Annotated in this window: 17 protein-coding genes and 1 pseudogene; 12 read left to right on the top strand and 6 right to left on the bottom strand. The window is 71.2% G+C overall.

Going from position 1 to position 19,229, the window contains the following annotated elements; genetic code table 11:
• Nucleotides 1-15 precede the first annotated feature (15 nt).
• From OE229_RS04925 to OE229_RS04955, 7 genes are all read left to right on the top strand, one after another.
• Nucleotides 16-1,074 carry a polyprenyl synthetase family protein gene (locus tag OE229_RS04925; RefSeq protein ID WP_262140007.1) on the top strand — a complete coding sequence of 353 codons (1,059 nt, stop codon included), beginning with the start codon at nucleotides 16-18 and terminating at the stop codon, nucleotides 1,072-1,074.
• On the top strand, nucleotides 1,071-2,009 hold the full coding sequence (locus OE229_RS04930) for a phytoene/squalene synthase family protein (RefSeq protein ID WP_259581392.1): 939 nt from the start codon (nucleotides 1,071-1,073) through the stop codon (nucleotides 2,007-2,009). The genes OE229_RS04925 and OE229_RS04930 overlap by 4 nt, the downstream gene beginning before the upstream one ends.
• The gene (crtI, locus tag OE229_RS04935; protein WP_262140009.1) at nucleotides 2,006-3,646 is read left to right on the top strand and encodes a phytoene desaturase family protein; all 1,641 of its coding nucleotides are present in this window, start codon (nucleotides 2,006-2,008) and stop codon (nucleotides 3,644-3,646) included. Before OE229_RS04930 ends, crtI begins: the two co-directional genes overlap by 4 nt.
• A complete protein-coding gene (locus OE229_RS04940) occupies nucleotides 3,646-3,978 on the top strand; it encodes a lycopene cyclase domain-containing protein (RefSeq protein ID WP_262140011.1) in 333 nt (110 codons plus the stop codon). The genes crtI and OE229_RS04940 overlap by 1 nt, the downstream gene beginning before the upstream one ends.
• Nucleotides 3,975-4,406, top strand: coding sequence for a lycopene cyclase domain-containing protein (locus OE229_RS04945; RefSeq protein ID WP_262140012.1), 432 nt, complete (start codon nucleotides 3,975-3,977; stop codon nucleotides 4,404-4,406). The genes OE229_RS04940 and OE229_RS04945 overlap by 4 nt, the downstream gene beginning before the upstream one ends.
• Nucleotides 4,403-5,329: a prenyltransferase gene (locus tag OE229_RS04950; RefSeq protein WP_262140013.1), complete on the top strand. Its 927-nt coding sequence runs from the start codon at nucleotides 4,403-4,405 to the stop codon at nucleotides 5,327-5,329. The genes OE229_RS04945 and OE229_RS04950 overlap by 4 nt, the downstream gene beginning before the upstream one ends.
• Nucleotides 5,330-5,453: 124 nt before the next feature.
• Complete coding sequence (locus tag OE229_RS04955) at nucleotides 5,454-6,497, top strand: Gfo/Idh/MocA family protein (RefSeq protein WP_182064547.1); 1,044 nt, start codon at nucleotides 5,454-5,456, stop codon at nucleotides 6,495-6,497.
• A gap of 173 nt (nucleotides 6,498-6,670) precedes the next feature.
• On the opposite strand, the gene OE229_RS04960 is transcribed toward OE229_RS04955, so the two are convergent.
• Nucleotides 6,671-7,411: an MBL fold metallo-hydrolase gene (locus OE229_RS04960; RefSeq protein ID WP_262140015.1), complete on the bottom strand. Its 741-nt coding sequence runs from the start codon at nucleotides 7,409-7,411 to the stop codon at nucleotides 6,671-6,673.
• Between the two features lie 63 nt (nucleotides 7,412-7,474).
• Between OE229_RS04960 and OE229_RS04965 the strand changes: the two genes are divergently transcribed.
• Genes OE229_RS04965 through OE229_RS04980 form a run of 4 tightly spaced genes read left to right on the top strand, consistent with a single transcriptional unit; the run spans nucleotide 7,475 to nucleotide 10,275 of the window.
• Nucleotides 7,475-8,005, top strand: coding sequence for a hypothetical protein (locus tag OE229_RS04965; protein ID WP_262140017.1), 531 nt, complete (start codon nucleotides 7,475-7,477; stop codon nucleotides 8,003-8,005).
• 4 nt (nucleotides 8,006-8,009) lie between these two features.
• Entirely contained in the window at nucleotides 8,010-9,041 is a 1,032-nt protein-coding gene (locus tag OE229_RS04970; protein WP_259581403.1) for a YihY/virulence factor BrkB family protein, read from the top strand.
• Between the two features lie 36 nt (nucleotides 9,042-9,077).
• Entirely contained in the window at nucleotides 9,078-9,569 is a 492-nt protein-coding gene (locus tag OE229_RS04975; protein ID WP_262140018.1) for a DedA family protein, read from the top strand.
• A gap of 10 nt (nucleotides 9,570-9,579) precedes the next feature.
• On the top strand, nucleotides 9,580-10,275 hold the full coding sequence (locus OE229_RS04980) for an SDR family oxidoreductase (RefSeq protein WP_182064552.1): 696 nt from the start codon (nucleotides 9,580-9,582) through the stop codon (nucleotides 10,273-10,275).
• Nucleotides 10,276-10,282: 7 nt separating this feature from the next.
• On the opposite strand, the gene OE229_RS04985 is transcribed toward OE229_RS04980, so the two are convergent.
• On the bottom strand, nucleotides 10,283-11,854 hold the full coding sequence (locus OE229_RS04985; protein ID WP_262140020.1) for an ABC-F family ATP-binding cassette domain-containing protein: 1,572 nt from the start codon (nucleotides 11,852-11,854) through the stop codon (nucleotides 10,283-10,285).
• Nucleotides 11,855-12,128: 274 nt separating this feature from the next.
• On the opposite strand from OE229_RS04985, the gene OE229_RS04990 reads away from it, so the two are divergent.
• Entirely contained in the window at nucleotides 12,129-12,554 is a 426-nt protein-coding gene (locus OE229_RS04990; RefSeq protein WP_182064554.1) for a DUF3151 domain-containing protein, read from the top strand.
• Nucleotides 12,555-12,648: 94 nt separating this feature from the next.
• Here OE229_RS04990 and OE229_RS04995 read toward each other — a convergent pair whose 3' ends face one another.
• The 4 genes and pseudogenes from OE229_RS04995 to OE229_RS05010 form a co-directional block, all read right to left on the bottom strand.
• Nucleotides 12,649-15,702: a glycoside hydrolase family 2 TIM barrel-domain containing protein gene (locus OE229_RS04995; RefSeq protein WP_262140021.1), complete on the bottom strand. Its 3,054-nt coding sequence runs from the start codon at nucleotides 15,700-15,702 to the stop codon at nucleotides 12,649-12,651.
• A complete protein-coding gene (locus OE229_RS05000) occupies nucleotides 15,699-16,634 on the bottom strand; it encodes a carbohydrate ABC transporter permease (RefSeq protein WP_182064556.1) in 936 nt (311 codons plus the stop codon). The genes OE229_RS04995 and OE229_RS05000 overlap by 4 nt, the downstream gene beginning before the upstream one ends.
• A 176-nt stretch (nucleotides 16,635-16,810) precedes the next feature.
• Nucleotides 16,811-17,761: pseudogene (locus OE229_RS05005) on the bottom strand (carbohydrate ABC transporter permease); the annotation flags it as partial.
• Complete coding sequence (locus OE229_RS05010; RefSeq protein ID WP_259581417.1) at nucleotides 17,758-19,116, bottom strand: ABC transporter substrate-binding protein; 1,359 nt, start codon at nucleotides 19,114-19,116, stop codon at nucleotides 17,758-17,760. The pseudogene OE229_RS05005 and the gene OE229_RS05010, both read right to left, overlap by 4 nt.
• Nucleotides 19,117-19,229 lie beyond the last annotated feature (113 nt).

Consider the following 19,229-nt stretch of genomic DNA (forward strand, 5'->3'; position numbering starts at 1 on the left):
CGATAGGTTAGGCCAATGAGCGAGGAAGCGACCACCGTGCCGCACATCGACCTCGCGCTCGTCGACGACTGCCTCGAGCGCTTCTTCGCCGTGTCGTCGGCACGCGCCGAGCGCTACGGCCGACCGTCGGAAGAACTGTGGCGCGTGCTCCGCAAGGCGAGCATGGGCGGCAAGCGCTTCCGGCCCCGCATGGTCATGACCGCGTACGCCGGCATGGGCGGCACCGACGTGCACGCCGCCGCCAACGTCGCCGCGGCCTACGAACTCCTGCACACCGCACTCGTGGTGCACGACGACGTCATCGACCGCGACTGGTCGCGCCGTGGGCAGCCGAACGTCGCCGGGTCCTTCCGGGACAACGGGACGACGGGCGGCCTGCCGCTGCCGACCGCCGAACACCGGGGGATGAGTGCCGCCGTGATCGCCGGTGACCTGGCCCTCGCCGGCGCGCCCCGCTTCATCGAGGCCGCGGGCGTCGACGGCACCCGGCGCGAGCGGCTGCTCGAACTGTTCGACGAGGCCGTGTTCGCCAGCGCCGCCGGCGAGATGACCGACGTCGACCTGGCCCTCGGCGTGATGCCGACGGTGGACGAGGTCCTGGCGATGGAGCGGGCGAAGACGAGCGTGTACTCGTTCGAGGCCCCGCTGCAGTCCGGTGCCGTCCTGGCCGGCGCCGACGAGGAGATCGTCACCGCCCTCGAGGCCTTCGGCCGAGAGATCGGCATCGCCTACCAGATCGTCGACGACCTGCTGGGGGTCTTCGGCGACGAGACCATGACCGGCAAGACCGTGCTGGGCGACCTGCGCGAGGGCAAGCGCACGATGCTCATCGCGTACGCGGCGACCACGGACTGCTGGCCCGACCTCGAGCCGTACCTGGGTGACCCGGACCTGACCGAGGCCCGTGCGGACGAGGTCCGTGCGACCCTGGTCTCCTGCGGTGCGCGCGGCGCCGCGGAAGCACGCGTCGCCGACCACACCGCACTCGCCCGGGCCGAGCTCGCCCGGCTGCCGTACGACCTCGCCGACCGCCTGGAGGCCCTCGTGACCGAACTCGTGGAGCGCGCCCGGTGACCCACAGCACCACCACGGCGACCGGACCCCGTCCGGCTCGCCTCCAGCTCTACGACGCCACGGCCGAGGCCGCGTCGGGGGTCGTCATCGACCGGTACTCCACGTCGTTCGGCCTGGCGAGCCGCATGCTCGCCCGCGACACGCGCGAGCACATCCGGAACGTCTACGCGCTGGTCCGCGTCGCGGACGAGGTCGTCGACGGCCCCGCGACCGAGGCCGGGCTCGACCGCGAGCTCGCCCGCACGGTGCTCGACGAGCTCGAGGCCGACACCGAACGCGCCATCGCACTCGGCTTCTCGGTGAACCCGGTCGTCCACGCCTTCGCCCGCACCGCCCGTGCCACCGGCTTCGGCGCCGAGCTCACCGCACCGTTCTTCGCGTCGATGCGCATGGACCTCGACCGCACCGAGCACGACGACGCCTCGTTCGACGCGTACGTGTACGGCTCCGCCGAGGTCGTCGGCCTGATGTGCCTGCGTGCGTTCGTGTACCGGGCTGGTCGTCCGACGTTCGACCAGGCCGAACTCGTCGCCGGCGCGCGTGCGCTCGGTGCCGCGTTCCAGAAGGTGAACTTCCTGCGAGACCTGCATGCCGACTTCGAGGTGCTCGGTCGCTCGTACTTCCCGGGCGTCGACATCCGGTCGTTCGACGAGGCCACGAAGGACCGCTTGGTCGCTGACGTGCAGGCCGACCTCGACCACGCCGCACGGACGATCCGGCTGCTGCCGGCCGATGCCCGCAACGCGGTCGGACTCGCACACGCGCTGTTCCAGGAACTCAACGACCGACTCGCGCGCACGCCGGCGAGCCGCCTCGTCACGACGCGCGTGCGCGTCCCCAACCCGGTGAAGGTGCGCCTCGCCGCGCAGGTCCTCGCCGGACGCGCACCGCTCCGGTCGCGCGTCACCACCCACCGGCCGGGAGGCTCCTCATGACCCCGCCACGCGCCTCCCGACCGACGACGGTCGCCACCACCACCCGGCGCAAGGTGCCCGCGCGTCGTGCCGTCGTCATCGGTGGCGGCATCAGCGGCCTGGCGGCCGCCGCGCTGCTCGCACGCGACGGCTTCTCGGTGACGGTGCTCGAGCAGCGCACGCAGCTCGGCGGCCGTGCCGGCTCGTGGGAGCAGGACGGGTTCCGGTTCGACACCGGGCCGTCGTGGTACCTCATGCCCGAGGTCTTCGACCACTTCTTCCAGCTGCTCGGGACGTCGGCCGAGGCCGAACTCGACCTGGTGAAGCTCGACCCCGGCTACCGCGTGTACAGCGAGGGCCACGACGAGCCGATCGACCTGCGAGCCGACGCCGAGGCCAACATCGCGCTGTTCGAGTCCATCGAGCCCGGTGCCGGCGAGCGGCTGCGGAAGTACCTCGCATCGGCCGAGGACACCTACACGATGGCCGTGCGCCGGTTCCTGTACACGAGCTTCCAGGACCTCACGAAGCTCGCCGCACCCGACGTCCTGCGTCGTCTGCCCAAGCTCGCGCGCCTGCTGCTCGAGCCGCTCTCCACCTTCGCCGAGACCGCCGTGCGCGACCGTCGCCTGTGGCAGATCCTCGGCTACCCGGCGGTGTTCCTCGGTACGAGCCCGTACGCGGCACCGAGCATGTACCACCTGATGAGCCACCTCGACCTGGCCGACGGCGTGCTCTACCCGAAGGGCGGCATCACCGAGGTGATCTCCGCCGTCGAGCGTGTCGCCCGGGCCGAGGGCGCGAAGATCATCGCCGGCGCGAAGGTCGAACGGATCGTGGTCGAGGACGGCGTCGCCACCGGGGTCGTCCACCGCGACCGCGACGGTGTGCAGCACACGGCCCCCGCCGACCTCGTGGTCAGCGCCGCCGACATGCAGCACACCGAGATGCAGCTGCTCGAGCGTGAGCACCGCGCCCACGGCGCCGACCACTGGAAGAAGCGCGACCCGGGCCCGAGCGCGGTGCTCGTGTACCTCGGCATCGACGGTCCGACGCCGGGCCTGCTGCACCACACCCTGATGTTCACCGCGGACTGGAAGGCGAACTTCGGCGCGATCTTCGGGGACGACCGGCACGTGCCGGACCCCGCCTCGATCTACGTCTGCGCCCCCTCCGAGACCGACCCGAGCGTTTCCCCGCCCGGCACCAGCAACCTGTTCATCCTGGTGCCCCTGCCCGCCGACCTGTCGATCGGCAAGGGCGGCATCGACGGTGCCGGTGACTACCAGGTCGAGCAGATCGCCGACCGTGCCATCGACGTGCTGGCCGAGCGCGCCGGGGTGCCGGACCTGCGCGACCGCATCCGGGTCCGACGCACCATCGGACCGCGCGACTTCGCCGACGACCTGAACGCCTGGAACGGCTCGATGCTCGGTCCGGCGCACACCCTCAAGCAGAGCGCGTTCTTCCGCGAGAAGAACGCGTCGAAGAAGGTCGAGGGGCTGTACTACGTCGGTGCCTCGACGATCCCTGGGATCGGTCTGCCGATGTGCCTGATCAGCGCCGAGGTCCTGCTCAAGCGCATCCACGGCGACCGGAGTACCGAGCCGCTGCCGACGCCCCTCGGGGCCCCGCGGGACCGGACCGAGCAAGCCTGATGCCCGGGGTCTACCTCGCCGGCCTGGTGGTGTCCCTGGTCGGCATGACCGTGCTGGACGCCCGCTTCCGGCTGTTCTTCTGGCGGGCTCCGTGGCGGGCGGCGGCCGTGATGGTCGTCGGTGTCGCGTTCTTCATGGTGTGGGACGTCGTCGGTGTCGCCGCCGGCATCTTCTTCATCGGCCCGCAGGACCTGCTCACCGGGGTGCTCCTGGCGCCCGAGGTCCCGCTCGAGGAACTCTTCTTCCTGCTGCTGCTCTGCTACTCGACGATGGACCTGGTCGGCTTCGTCCGGCCCCTCGTGCAGCGGGCGACCGATCGGCGGCGCGCGTGAACGGCACCGGAGCGTACGCGCTCCTGGCCCTGCCGTTCTTCGGCGTCACGGCCGTCGTGGCCGTGGTCGCCGGGGTCGTCGCCGCTCGCCGAGCCCGTGCGGCGGGTCGACGGCCCACGGTCGGGCGACGGGTCGCGGTGCTCACGTCCGTGATCGCGGGCATCGTGCTGCTGGTGATGACGATGGTGTTCGACAACGTCATCGTCACGCTGCGGATCGTCGCCTACGACCCCTCGCTCATCAGCGGTGCGAAGATCGGTGCCATCCCGGTCGAGGACCTCGCCTACGCGATGTCCGCCATCGTGCTGCTGCCCAGCCTGTGGGTCCTGTTCGACCGGACCGGCGCACGCGACCGGACCGGCGCGCTCCCCGCGCCCGACCCGACCCCAGCACCAGCAGAGCCAGCACCAGCAGAGGACATGAAGTGAACGCCAGCACCGCCTCCCGGCCGTCGACCCTGCGTGCCCTGTTCGTCTCGTCGCGCCCGATCAGCTGGGTGAACACCGCCTACCCGTTCGGCGCCGCGTACCTGCTCGGCAGCGGGGTCGGGGTCGAGGGCGGCGGCGGGTTCTCGCTCGTCGCGTTCCTGGTCGGCGTCGTGTACTTCCTGGTGCCCTACAACCTGGCGATGTACGGCATCAACGACGTCTTCGACTACGAGTCCGACCTGCGCAACCCGCGGAAGGGTGGTGTCGAGGGCGCCCTGCTCGACAAGAGCGTCCACCGCACCACGCTGTGGGCCGTCGTCATCACGAACGTCCCCTTCCTCGTCGCGCTCGTGGTGCTCGGCGCGGTCAGCGGCAACGGGCCGTGGTCGTGGCTCGTCCTGGCGATCAGCGTGTTCGCGGTCATCGCGTACTCGGCCCCGGGCCTGCGGTTCAAGGAGAAGCCGTTCCTCGACTCGCTCACGTCGAGCACCCACTTCGTGTCGCCGGCGGTCTACGGCCTCGCCCTGGCGGGCCCGCACTGGACCGCGGAACTCGTCGCCGTGTGCATCGCGTTCTTCCTGTGGGGCGTGGCCTCGCACGCGTTCGGCGCCGTGCAGGACGTCCTGGCCGACCGGGCCGGTGGCATCGGCTCCGTCGCGACCGTCATCGGCGCCCGCTCCACCGTCCGTCTGGCCTTCGTCGCCTACCTGGTCGCCGGGGTCGCGCTGCTGTTCTCGGCGTTCCCCGGTCCGATCGCCGCGATCGTCGTCATCCCGTACGCGCTCAACGTGCTGCCGTGGTGGAACATCACCGACCAGGGTGCCGAGGCCGCGAACGCCGGGTGGAAGCGCTTCCTCTGGATCAACTACCTGGCCGGGTTCATCGTCACGATGGCGCTCATCGCGTACGCCTTCACGCACTGAGGCCGGCGACGGCCCTCGACCGCCCGCCCACCCGTCGTCGCCGCCGCCTGACAGACTGGACGCACGCACCGCGGCGTCCGTGGTGCGTCACCAACCACGACGGCAGTCACGAAGGAGTGCGCGCATGAGCGTCCGGATCATCCACGTCGGTCTCGGAGGGTGGGGCGGCAACTGGGCCCGCACCGCCATCCCGGAGGTGTCGGAAGTGCAGGTGGTCGGGATCGTCGACCCGTCGGCGCCGACGCTCGAGGCCGTGCGGACCGACCTCGGGCTCCCGGCCTCCGCTGCGTTCGGGTCCCTGACCGAGGCACTCGCCGCGGTCGACGCCGACGCCGTCGTCATCACCGCCCCGGCCGTGACGCACGTGCCGCTCGCGCTCGAGGCCCTCGACGCCGGCAAGCACGTCCTGGTCGAGAAGCCGTTCGCCAACACCACCGACGAGGCCGTCACCGCGGTCCGTCGCGCCGAGGAGCTCGGCCTGGTGCTGCAGGTCAGCCAGAACTACCGCTGGTACCCGGCACCGCGGGTGGTGCAGGAGATGCTCGAGGCGGACGTCGTCGGCGAGGTCTCCGCGATCAACGTCGACTTCCGGCAGTGGGACAACGACCAGCCCGCCGAGACGTACCCGCACTACCGGTTCCCGCACGCGATGATCAACGACATGGCGATCCACCACTTCGACCTGCTCCGGATGATCACGGGGCAAGAGGCCGTCCGCGTCTTCGCCAAGGCCAGCTACCCCGCCTACAGCAAGTACCAGGACGAAGCGGTCGCCTCGATGATCATCGAGCTCGACGGCGGCACGGTCGTCAACTACCGCGGCAGCTGGCTGAGCCGCGGCCCGCGCACCGCCTGGGCCGGCGAGTGGAGCATCGAGGGTGAGGACGGCGAGCTCTGGTTCACGAGCCGCGACGGTGAGCCGAACGCGGTCGACGGCGACCGGGTCACCGTCCGCCGCACGCAGGACGACGTCGCCGAGTCGGTCGAGCTCCCCGTGCTCGCGCACACGGACCGCCAGGGCGGGCTGCAGGCGTTCGCGCGATCGGTGCAGGGCGGCCCCGCCCCGGAGACGAGCGGGCGCGACAACCTGCGGAGCCTCGCGCTGATGGAGGCTGCTGGCCGCTCCGCGGCGTCCGGCCTGCCCGAGGACGTCGTCGTCCCGTCCTGACCGCGACCACCCACGGCCTGGAGGCGCGAGGCGGGCCCGCACCGCGCCTCCAGGCCGGCTCGGGTCGCCTCCACCGCCGCCAATGCGACAGTGCGCTGCGGAACGTCCGCGGCACACTGTCGCGTTCGTGCACCAGACCCGGTGGGGTCCGCCTCATCTGTCGCGTCCGCGCGTCAGGCGGCGCCAGCCGCCCGCCGCGCCTGCGCGACGGCACTCCGCACACCGAGCGACCAGCCCGGTCCGTGGCCGGGCAGCACGTGCTTCGCCTCGGTGTCCGCGAGCCGGTCCAGCGACGCGACCGCCGTGTCGACGTCGGACGTCGCCGCCGGTGCCACGATCCGGGGTCCGATCCCGCCCGTGTACGGGTCGAAGGTGACGAGCGCATCCCCGGCGATCACGGCGTCGCGGTCGGCGAAGTGCAGTGCCACGTGCCCGTCGGTGTGCCCCGGGGTCTCGATGATCCACGGGTTGCCCGGCACGTCGGCGCGGTTCTCCAGCGGTTCGGTGTCCGTGATGCCGTCGCCGGTGACCGCTCCGGCCAGGAGCATCCTGCCCAGCGGGCGCAGACCGCCCGGGTGGAGCGCGACGAACCCGGCACGGTTCGTCTGCGGCCGGTACGAGTACGGGTGCGCGGCGAGGTGCCGGTCGCCCGGGTGGACGAACACCGGCGTGCCCCAGTCGCGGTGCATCCGTGCGGCGGTACCGACGTGGTCGAAGTGCCCGTGCGTGAGCAGGAGCCCCTCGACCTGGTCGGGCGTGTACCCGAGGTCGTGCACGGCGAGCTGCAGGTGCGGCCACGCGGCGGGCAACCCCGCATCGACGACGAGCAACCGATCGCCGGTTTCGACGAGGTAGGTGTTGGTGTGTGCGATCTCGAGGCGGTGGATCCCCTCGGCGGCGTCCCGGAAGAGCATGTGCGGCACGGTAGACGCGGCCTGCTGGGCACGATCCCGGGTGGGACGTGTACGAAATGGGGAATGGCCAAGGACAGTCTGCCCGAGCTCGAACTCGCCAACGTGCGCACCCGCGAAGGCATCACGGACACCGTGACGGAGCTGAAGCGACGCGCGGACCTGCCCGCCCGCACCCGTCTCGCGGTCGCCAAGACGAAGCAGCGGTGGCACCGGGACCCCACACCCCTGGTGGCGATGGGCATCACCGGGCTGACCGGTGTCGCGGCGATCGTCCTCGGCATCGCGCTGCGGAACCGCCCCGCCGGGCACCTGGCCGCGCCGCCGGCGAACTCGGCGTTCACCGCGCTGCTGCCGTTCGGTGCGCGCGGCGACGCCCCCTCGGCGAAGGAGCAGGCCCAGGCAGGCCGGAAGGGCCGGAAGGCGCGGGCCAAGGCGGCCGAGGAAGCCCTCGAGCAGGACCCGGCGCACAAGGCGCGCGTGAAGCAGCAGGTCGGCATCGCGGCAGTGCAGCGACGGGCGAACAAGAACCGCAAGCAGGCGGTCAAGCGGTCGAAGCAGGCCGCGAAGCGGGCGAACACGGCGCGGAAGGGCTGAGACGATGACCGACGCACAGCAGAAGCCGGATCCGGACGACGCCCGGAAGCCGGACAACCCCACCGACCTCAAGAAGCCGACGCTCGTCTACACGCTGAAGAAGACGCTGCGCGAGTTCACGAGTGACCAGTGCACGGATCTCGCCGCGAGCCTGACGTACTACTCGGTGCTCGCGCTGTTCCCCGGGCTGCTGGCGGTCGTGTCGATCCTCGGGCTGGTGTCCGACCCGAAGAAGACGATCGACACACTGCTCGACATCATCGGCAACATCGGGTCGCAGCAGGTCGTCGAACTGATCCGGGATCCGGTCGAGGGGCTCGTCCGCTCGCCCGCTGCTCCCATCACGTTCATCGTCGGCATCGTCGGTGCGCTCTGGTCGGCCTCCGGCTACGTCGGCGCCTTCGGTCGCGCGATGAACCGGATCTACAACGTCCGCGAGGGCCGCCCGATCTGGAAGCTCCGCCCGACCATGCTCGGCGTGACCGTCACCACGGTCGTCCTGCTCGTGGTCGGTCTGCTGGTGCTGGTGAGCGCGCCGCTCGCCCGCAGCTTCGGCGACGTCATCGGCCTCGGCGACGTGGCCGTCACCGTCCTGTCGATCGTGCAGTGGCCGATCCTGCTCGTCATCGCGATCATCGTCGTCGCCGTGCTCTACTACTGGTCGCCGAACGTCAAGCAGCCGAAGTTCACCTGGGTCAGCGGCGGGTCGATCCTCGCGCTCCTCATCTGGATCATCGCGAGCGTCGGCTTCGGGTTCTACGTCGGGAACTTCTCGAACTACAACGCCACGTACGGCTCGCTCGGTGGGGTCATCGTGTTCCTGCTCTGGATCTGGATCACGAACAACGCCCTGCTCTTCGGTGCCGAGTTCGACGCCGAGATCGAGCGGGGTCGCGAGCTGCAGGCCGGCATCCGCGCGGAGGAGGACATCCAGCTCCCCGAGCGCGACACCCGCCAGATCGAGAAGCAGGACGAGAAGCGTGCGCAGGACGTGCTGGAGGGCATCCGCATCCGCCAGGGCGTCGACAACGACTGACGGTCGGTCCCCGGGTCGGGGCGCTACCGTGCGAGCGTGCCGTCCTTCCTCGAGGGGCTCCCGTTCCGGTGGCTCGTCCTCGCGCTCTTCCTGGTCGTGTTCTGCCGCGCGCAGGCCACGTACTGGGTCGCGCGGCTCGCGGTGGCGGGTGCGTCCCGCTCGCGGTGGGGTGGCTGGTTGCGCTCGCCAGCCGTCCGTCGCGGTTCGGCGTTGCTCGACCGCTGGGGCCTGCCCGTCGTGACGGTGAGCTTCGTCGTGGTCGGCCTGCAGACGGTGATGAACGCCGCAGCCGGGCTGGCACGGGTCGCCTGGTGGCGGTACACGATCGCGATGGTGCCGGGGTGCGTGGCGTGGGCGCTCCTGTACGCGACCGTCGGGCTCGCGGTGTTCTGGGCCGTCGTCGCGGCGCTCGCCGGCTCGCCGTGGGGCATCGCGGCGCTCGTGGGTTTCGTGGTCACCGCCGGTGTCGCGCTGACGGTGCTGCGTCGTCGCCGCGACCGCACAGGAGGCCCATCCCGGCTTCCGTAGGCTGGCCCACGTGACGACAGAACCGCTCCAGAACCGTCCGGTCGCCCTGGTGACCGGAGCCACCCGCGGCATCGGCCGTGCGATCGCCGCCGACCTCGGCCGCACGCATCACGTGCTCGTCGGCGGCCGGTCCGCCGACGCAGTGGACTCCATCGTCCAGGAGCTGCCGAGTGCTGCGCCGTTCGTCGGTGACCTCGGCGCGGGCGAGGTCCCGGCGCTGCCCGAGCGGCTCGACGTGCTCGTGCACTCGGCCGGCGTCGAGCAGGGCACCACCGTCGCCGAGACCCCGCGTGCCGTGTGGGAGCAGGTCTTCGCGACGAACGTGTTCGCGGTCGCCGAGCTCACCCGGGCGGCGCTGCCGGCACTGCGGGTGGCGCGAGGCATCGTCGTACCGATCAACAGCGGGTCCGGGTTCCACTCCGGCCCCGGCGGTGGCGTGTACGCGGCGTCGAAGTTCGCGCTGCGGGCCTTCGCCGACGCCCTGCGTGAGGAGGAACGGGCGAACGGCGTCCGGGTGTCGAGCGTGCACCCGGGCCGCACCGACTCGGACATGCAGCGGCAGCTCGTGGCGAAGCTCGGGGAGTCCTACGACACCGACTACTACCTGGCGCCGGAGGACGTCGCCGCCGCGGTCCGCACCGTCGTCGACCTGCCCGAGCGCGGCACGGTCGAGTCGCTCGCGATCCGACCGACCCGACGGCGCTGACCGCGGGTTACGTCAGCTCGATGCGCGCGTCGAGCTCCAGCCGCTCCAGGAACGTCGCGTCGTGGCTCACCACGACGAGTGCTCCTCGGTAGGCCCGCAGCGCGTCGACGAGCTGGTCGACGCTCGTCAGGTCGAGGTCGTTCGTCGGTTCGTCGAGCACGAGCAGCTGCGGCGGCGGGTCGGCGAGCACCAGGGCCGCCAGCGCCACCCGGAACCGCTCCCCGCCGGACAGGTCCCCGGCCGGGCGGTCGACGGTGTCCCCGCGCACCAGGAACTTCGCCAGCCGGTTGCGGACTTCGGCGACGGGGACGTGCGGGGCGTCCCGGCGCACGTTGTCGAGCACCGTGGCGGTGTCGTCCAGGCTGTCCTTCCGTTGCGGCAGGTACGCGATCCGGTCGACGTGGGCGACGGCCGTGGTCTCGGGCAGCGGGTGCTCCCGGGCCGCGGGGTCGCCGACCAGCTGTTCGAGCAGGGTGGACTTGCCGACGCCGTTGTCCCCGGTGACGGCGATCCGTTCCGGCCCCTGCACGATCACGTCCCGTCCACGCACCGTGACGGTCGCGATCCGCCGTGACGCCGGCACGTCCGGGTCGGGCAGGGTGACGTGGATCGACTCGTCGTCCCGCAGGCGGAGCTCGGCCTCGCGCTTGGCGGCGAGCGCGGCGGCTTCGTCGTCCGCGTACCCGACGCGCAGTCGGCCGGCGGTCTCCTGTGCTTTCTTCCGCTGCTCGTTCGCCAGGATCTTCGGCATCGAGCGGCCCGCCTTCGCACCGGCCTTCGCACGACGCGCGATCTTCGTCTCCGCCTCGATGCGCTGCCGCTTCTCGGTGCGGTGCCGCTGCTCGGCGACGCGGACCTCGCGTTCGACGGCCGCCTGCTGCACGGCCAGGTGCTCCTCGAACGCGCTGAACGTCCCGCCGAAGACCGTCACCGCCCCGGCGCGGAGCTCCACGGTCTCGTCGACGTGCTCGAGGAGCTCCCGGTCGTGGCTGACGAGCACGAGCGTGCCGCGCCAGTCGTCGACCAGGTCGAGGAGCAGCCCGCGGGCCCGGCGGTCCAGATTGTTCGTCGGCTCGTCCAGGAACACGATCGGCCGGGCGCGCAACCGCACCCCGGCGACGGCGACGAGCACCGACTGCCCGCCGGACAGCGTCGACACCGGCCGGTCGAGGTCGTCGCCGTCGATCCCGACCCGGTCGAGCACGGCGGCGGCCCGTTCCTCGAGGTCCCAGTCGTCGCCGACTGCCTCCAGCTGTGCGGCCGTGGCGTCGCCGGCCAGGACGGCCCGGAGCGCGGTGAGTGTGGGCCGGACGCCGAGCAGGTCGGCGACGGTGTCGTCGGCACCCGTCGCCAGGCGCTGCGGCAGGTGGTCGACGGGACCCGACGTCGCGATGCTGCCCGACGTGGGGTGGAGCCGGCCGGTCGCGAGCCGGACCAGCGTGGACTTGCCGGCCCCGTTCCTCCCGACCAGGCCGGTCCGGCCATGTCCGAAGGCGGCGGTGAGGTGGTCGAGCGCGACGGTGCCGTCGGGCCAGGCGAAGCTGACGTCGTGCAGGACGACGGACGGACTGGTGGGCATGGGGGTGTCTCCCGGTGTCGATGCTGGGCGCACGACACCGAGGCCACCGCGGTGCGGTGGAGCGCCCGACGGGGCGCGCGATCACGGTGTCAGCGCGTGGGCTGAGCGGTACCGGTGATCGACAGCAATCCGTCTGCTTCCGTCGGGGGACCCCCGTGTCCGCCATCCGTTCCGCCGGTCGGTCTCCCGCCCCGGCGGCCCCGCGATGACGACGAGGTGACCTCCACGGTAATCCCGTGACGCGGGCACCCGCAAGGGATGACAGGCTGGGGGCATGCCGGAGAACCTGTTGCCGACCCCGTCGTCGAACCCCGAGACCCTGCTGCCCGCCGAGCCGGAGGTGACCGCCGCGATCGAGGCGGACGCCCCCGTCGCCAGCGTGGTGGTGTCCTACCCGTCGTCGAGCCTGGCGTGGGCGCTGCTCGCCGACGAGGCGTGGGCGCGCGGCGCGACCCTCGAGTCCTACGCGTACGCCCGTGTCGGGTACCACCGTGGGCTCGATGCCCTGCGCAAGGCCGGCTGGCGCGGTGTCGGTCCGGTGCCGTGGTCGCACGAACCGAACCGAGGCGTGCTGCGGGCGCTGTTCGCCCTGCGCCGTGCCGCCGAGGCGATCGACGAGCCCGGCGAGCCGGAGCGCCTGACCGACTTCCTGAACGCGAGCGACCCCGAAGCCCTGCGGGCCCTGTCCGCCGGCGCGTAGGTCCCGCACGCGGAACACCGGTGTTCGCACTGCACGCCGCGGGATGCGGGTGTGCAACGTGCGAACACCGGTGTCTTGCGGGGCCGCCGCCCGCCTAGCCCAGCAGCACGCTCCAACTGAACGCCTGCGGCCAGAGCTGGTGCTCCGGCAACACGTCGAGCCCGCACGCCCGGCTGCCGAGCCCGTGCTGCGCGGCGTCGAGGTACAGGTACAGGTGGTCGGACGTCGGCAGCTCGTACGGGTGCTCGGCACGGTCGATCTGCTGCGCGGTCCACGGCGACAGCGTGAACCCCGCACGGTGCGACCCCACCGTGGTCACGGTGAACGGCCCGACGGACAGCTCCCGCAGGTCGGGCCGGTGCCCGGTCTCCTGCGGCCGCGAGTACGCCACCCCGAGCGATCGCACCGGCGCGGTGAACCGGCCGACACGGGCAGCGTGCGAGGAATCGGCGTACGACTCCAGCGGTCCGGTCCCGAACCAGGTGGCGTCCGCATCGGCCAGCGATGCCGGCAGGTCGAACCGCACCCCGATCCGCGGCCAGGTGACGTCCCAGGCGCCGAACGGCACGGCGTCGGTCTGCAGCACGAGCCCGTCGGACGTCAGGGTCCAGCGGTGCGTGACCTCCAGCCCCCACCCGCTGTTCGCCGCCGCGACGCGGACACGCTGCTCCAGACCGGAGTCGGTGCGTGACACCGACACCAGCCGGTGCGTCAGCCGGTCCAGCCCGCGATCGCGCCAGCGCGTCGCCGACGGGGGAGCGCTCGGGTCGCCGACTCCGTGCGTGAGCACCGGGTCCGCGGTCTCGTAGCCGCCCTGTGACGCCAGGCTGTCGTTGTCCGTGGGCGCTCGCCAGAGCTCCAGGCGGGGCCCGGCGACCACGTGGTCCTTCCAGGACACCAGGTCACCGCGGGCGTTGAACGTTCCCTCGCCCAGGTGGTCGCCGTCCCACCCCTGCCGGGAGGCCCGTGGTGCGTCCGCCGCGCGCGCCGCGACGAGCCGCTGGGTGCGTGCGACGACGTGGCCGGTGTCCGCCCACGCGGTCGGCCCCGCCAGTTCCACGGTCAGGTCGAACCAGAGCTCGTCGCCTGGTGCGAGTTCGGACGTGACCGCGTCGAGCACCTCCGAGGGCACCGGGACCGTCGCCGACTCCCGAGCGGCGACGATGCCCGCGGCCAGGCGCCCCGAGGCCTCGACGACGCCGTTCCGCGACAGGGTCCAGCACAGCCGGAGCCCGGCGGTCGAAGCCGAGTGGTACCGGTTCTCGACCAGCACCGTCGTGTCCGAGACCGCCAGGCGGATCGGGGCCACGACGGCGGCGAACTCGGCGAGCCCCGGCGTCGGGGTGTCGTCGGGCAGCACCAGGCCGTCCATCACGAAGTTGCCGTCGTGCACGACCTCGCCGAAGTCGCCGCCGTACGCGTAGTAGTCCTCGCCCGTGGGCGACTTCGCGAGCAGGCCGTGGTCCCGCCACTCCCACACGAACCCGCCGTGCAGCCGTGGGTACCGGTCGACCAGGGCCTCGTACTCGGCGATCTGCCCGGGGCCGTTGCCCATCGCGTGCACGTACTCGCAGTGGATGAAGGGCTTCGACCGCTGCCGAGCGGCCTCGGCCGGGCCGCAGCCGAGCAGGGGCGTCGGGGTGCCGCCGCCGATCGACTCGGTCTCCTGCAGCGTCGGGTACATCCGCGAGTAGACGTCCGTGTACTCGCCCGTGTAGTCGCCCTCGTAGTGCACGGGGCGCTCGGCGTCGCGGTCGTGCACCCACTGCGACATCGCCGCGAGGTTCCGGCCGGTGCCGGACTCGTTGCCGAGCGACCACATCACGATCGACGCGTGGTTCTTGTCGCGCTCGACGGTGCGGGCGATGCGGTCGAGGTAGGCCTCGGCCCACGCCGGGTCGTCCGAGGGGTTGCCCACCCAGTCGGTGAACAGGAACCCGTGGGTCTCCAGGTCGCACTCCAGGATCACCCAGAACCCGAGCTCGTCGGCCAGGTCGAGCACGCGGGGGTGCGGCGGGTAGTGCGAGGTGCGGATCGCGTTGACGTTGTTCCGCTTCATCAGCGCCATGTCGGCGCGGGCGTGCGCCTCGTCGAACACCCGGCCGCGCACGGGGTGGGTCTCGTGCCGGTTCACGCCGTGGAACACCACGCGCTCACCGTTCACCAGGAACCGGTCGCCGACGATCGACACGGTGCGGAACCCGAGCCGGAGCGAGACGGTCTCGCCACCGGCGGTACCGCCCGCGGCGCCCGAGCCGGCCGCCGCGGAACCGGTCGACAGCGTCGCGTCGTACAGCTTCGGCAGTTCGGCGCTCCACGGTTCGACGCCCTCGACCTCGATCGGCGCGACGTCGTCCGCCGCGGCCCAGGTCACGTCGACGCCCAGGTCGGGCACCGTGAACCGCACCGGGAAGACCGCGTCGAGCGTCGGGAACGTGATCGTGCCGGTCCCCGTCTCCGGCCGTCCCGACGCCGCGGTGCCCGCCGAGGCAGCCGTGCCGAGCGTCGCCCGCCATCCAGCGCGCACGAACACGTCGTCGATCGGCGCCGTGGGCCGGGCGAGCAGGGTGACGTCACGGAAGATGCCGGGCAGCCACCACTGGTCCTGGTCCTCCAGGTAGGACGCCGCCGACCACTGGTGCACCCGCACCGCGAGCTCGTTCGCCCCCGGGCGCACCAGTTCGGTGACGTCGAACTCGGTCGCCAGGCGCGAGCCCGTCGACCATCCCACGAGTGTCCCGTTCAGCCACACCCGGAAGTGCGACTCGACCCCGTCGAACCGCAGCAGCACCCGGGCGGCACCGTCGAACGACGACGGCAGCTCGAACGTGCGGCGGTGGTCTCCGGTCGGGTTCTCCTCCGGCGGGTGCGGCGGGTCGATCGGGAACGGGTACTGCAGGTTCGTGTAGCTCGGCGCCCCGTGGCCGTGCAGCACCCAGTGCGACGGCACCGGGAGCTCGCCCCAGGCCGGGTCGTCGTCCTCCCCACCCTCGGTCGCGAAGTCCTCGGAGACCGAGGCGACGGGCGACCACCGGAACCGCCAGTCCCCGTTCAGCGACAGGGACGGGGCGTCGGTGTGCAGCCAGGCACGGGGTGCCAGCCGCGAGTCGGAGCCGGGTGCGGTGGACGAGAGTGCGGAGTGGGTCAACCCTTGACCGATCCTTCCGTGAGGCCTCCACGCCAGAAGCGCTGGAGGACGATGATGGCGATGACGAGCGGGATGACCGAGACGAGCACCCCGCCGGTGGTGAGTTGGTAGAACTCCGGCAGGCGGTCGACCTGCGAGCGCCAGTTGTTCAGACCCAGTGTTATCGGGTACAGCTTCTGGTCTGCCAGCATGATGAGCGGCAGGAAGAAGTTGTTCCAGATCCCGACCACCTGGAACAGGAACACGGTGACGAGCGCCGGGGTCATCTGCCGGAGCACCACGGTGTGGAAGATCCGCAGTTCACCGGCCCCGTCGATGCGTGCCTGCTCGAGGAGCGCCGTGTCCACCGACGCCGCGGCGTACACCCGGCACAGGAACAGGCCGAACGGCGAGACGAGGCTCGGGATGAGCACACTCCAGTACGTGTCCGTCAGGCCCATCGACGAGAACAGCAGGAACAGCGGCAGCGCCGTCGCGGTCCCCGGCACGAGCACGCCGCCGAGGATCGTGCCGAACACGAACTGGCGCCCCCGGAAGTCGTACTTCGCCAGCGCGTACCCGCCGGCCGCGGCGAAGTAGGTCGCCAGGACGGCACCGACGCCGGAGTACAGGATGCTGTTCGCGATCCACCGGACGAAGATGCCGCCGTCGTAGGTGAACACCTGCTGCAGGTTGCTCCAGAGCGCGAACTCGCCGCCGAACCAGAACCCGTTCGTCGAGAACAGTGCACCCGTGGTCTTCGTCGCGGCGATGACGACCCAGTACAGCGGGACGATGAAGTACAGCGCGACGATGACGAGGATCCCCGTGACGACGATCTGCGACCGGGGGGACCGGTCGAGCTTGCGGCGCTGGTGCGCACTGATCGACGTGGTGTCGACCGGGACCGCGGTCTTCGCCGTGGCCGGCGCTTCGATGGCTTCGCTGGTCATGCGTCCGCCCCCTTCGTGACGTTGATGCCGTGGTCCGGACCGGAGCGGTCCTGGAGGCGCGGTGCGGCCTGGGTGGTGACCGTCCCGGCCGACGTGACGCGCGTCTGGAGCGCGGCCCGCGCCTCCTGGCCGTCCCGCTTCGCCCGCTTGCGGCGATCTCGTTCGTCCTTCGGCGGACGGTTCGTCAGCGCGAGGAACGTGAACGACAGGATGAACGCGGCCAGGGCGATGATGACCGCCTGCGCACTCGCGACGCCGTACTCGTTGAACGCGAACGCGTTCGTGTAGGCGGCGTAGTTCGGCGTGTACTCGGTGTCGATCGCGGGGGCGACCGTGGACAGGATCTGCGGCTCCGCGAAGAGCTGCAGGGTGCCGATGATCGAGAACACCGTCGTGAGCACCAGGGCCGGTGCGATGAGCGGGATCTGGATCCGCCACGCGACCTGGAACGCGTTCGCGCCGTCCACCTTGGCGGCCTCGTAGACCTCGCCGGGGATGGACTTCAGCTGCGCCACGATGATGAGCATGTTGTAGCCGGTGTACGTCCACGTGACGATGTTCGCGATCGACCACAGCACGCTGTCCGCGCCGAGGAAGTCCGGCTGCAACCCCATCGACTGCAGCAGCGACACGATGGGCGACAGGCCGGGCACGTACAGGAACGACCACAGGATCGTGGCGATGACGCCGGGGACGCCGTACGGCATGAAGTAGATCGCCCGGAAGAAGCCCGGCCAGCGGGCGCTCGCCGACTCGAGCAGCAGCGCGAGGATCGTGCAGGCGATGATCATCACCGGGACCTGGACGATGCCGAAGAGCAGCATGCGGCCGATCGAGGCGACGAACCCGCTGTCCTGCAGGGCGATCGCGTAGTTGTCGAACCCGGCGAACCGGCCGACGACGCCGTCCTCACCGAACAGGCCCTCGCGGTCGACGGTGGTGAACGACTGGAACAGGGCGCTGATGATCGGGATCACGAACGTCAGCAGGAACAGGGCCAGGAACGGGGCGAGCAGGATCCACGGGGCACGCTTCTGCGCGCTCGTGGCCTTCGTGCTCGTACGGAAGGCGGGACTGCCGCCAGCCGGACGACCGGTGGACCGTGGCGTGGTGGTCTGCTGGGTCATCGTGCCGTCCTGACACTGAGGCCCTTGTCCTTGAAGGACTGGACGATCTCCCGCTGTGCGAGCTCCACCGCGTCACTGAGCTTCAGGCCCGAGGTGAGCTTGCGGCGGAACTGGTTCTGCAGGCTGGTGAAGGCCGACTGGGTCACCGGGGACCAGGACCAGTCGATGTTCTGTTCCTTCGAGGCCGGCACGAAGACGTCCTCGTTGTAGTTCTGCCCGGAGAACCACTTCGACGGCTTCTCGCGCTGTGCCCCGATGTAGTCGACGGCGGGCGACCAGCCGATGCCGCAGTACTTGATCATCGCGTCGATGCCCGCCTTCGAGGTGGTCATCCACGTGATGAACTCGAGCGCCTCCTTCGGGTGCTTCGCGTTCGCCAGGACCGCGGCGGTGGAACCGCCGATGGCACTCGAGCCGAAGCCGTCGGCGCCCCACTTCTGCATCGGGGCGACCTTCCACTTGCCCTCGCCGCCCTGCACCGACTCGATCAGGGCGTCACCCCAGCTCGCACTCGTGACCGCGGCGATCTTGCCGCTCGCGGCCGCCGCGTACCACCCGGGGGAGTACGCGCCGGCACTCGTGTCGACGAGCTCGTCGTCGATCACACCGTCGAAGAAGTCCGCGACCATCAGGGTCTTGTCGTCGGTCATGTCGACGACCCACTCGTCGCCGTCGACCGTGAACCAGCGCGCGCCGGCCTGCTGTGCGTACGCGGCGAACGGTGAGGCGTCGGCGACCGGGAACACCTCGAGGTAGTTCTGCTTCCCGGTGCTCCGGACCTTGTCGGCCAGGTCACGCCACTCGTCCCACGTCGTGGGGGGTTCGCCGCCGGCCTGCTCGAGGATCGCGGTCTGGTAGTAGAACCCCATCGGGCCGGTGTCCTGCGGGATGCCGTAGATGCCGTCGACGAACGACACCTGCGCCCACGCGGCCTCGTCGTACTTCGACTCGAAGTCCTTCGCGCCGTACCGGGCCAGGTCGACCAGGCCGTTCGCGAGCATGAACTCGGGGATCTGCCGGAGCTCGACCTGCCCGATGTCCGGGCCGCCGCCGGCCGCGAGCGCGGAGTACATCTTCTGGTACCCGCCGCTGTTGCCGCCGGGGATCCAGTTCGCGGTCACCTGGATGTCCGGGTGCGTCTCGTTCCAGACGTCGCAGACCTTCTGCAGGTCCTTGAGCCAGGCCCAGTAGGTGAGCCGGACGGTCTCACCCGAGGCTGCGGCGGGCACGAGGGCCGCCTTGTTGACGTTGGTCGAGCCCGGGACCGCACAGCCGGCGAGGAGTCCCGCCGCCGCGGTGCCGAGGCCGAAGCCCAACAGGTGTCGTCTCGTGATGGGTCGTGGTCGTGGCGCCATTGCCGCACTCCGTTCGTCGTTGATCGGGGTTGTCCACACCCAACCACAGAACCGAACGCCGGTGTGGTTTCGTGGCCGACTCGTTGCCGTGTCCGAGCCGGCCCGGGGTCGCC

The sequence above is a fragment of the Curtobacterium poinsettiae genome (genome assembly GCF_025677645.1).
Taxonomy (GTDB): domain Bacteria; phylum Actinomycetota; class Actinomycetes; order Actinomycetales; family Microbacteriaceae; genus Curtobacterium; species Curtobacterium poinsettiae_A.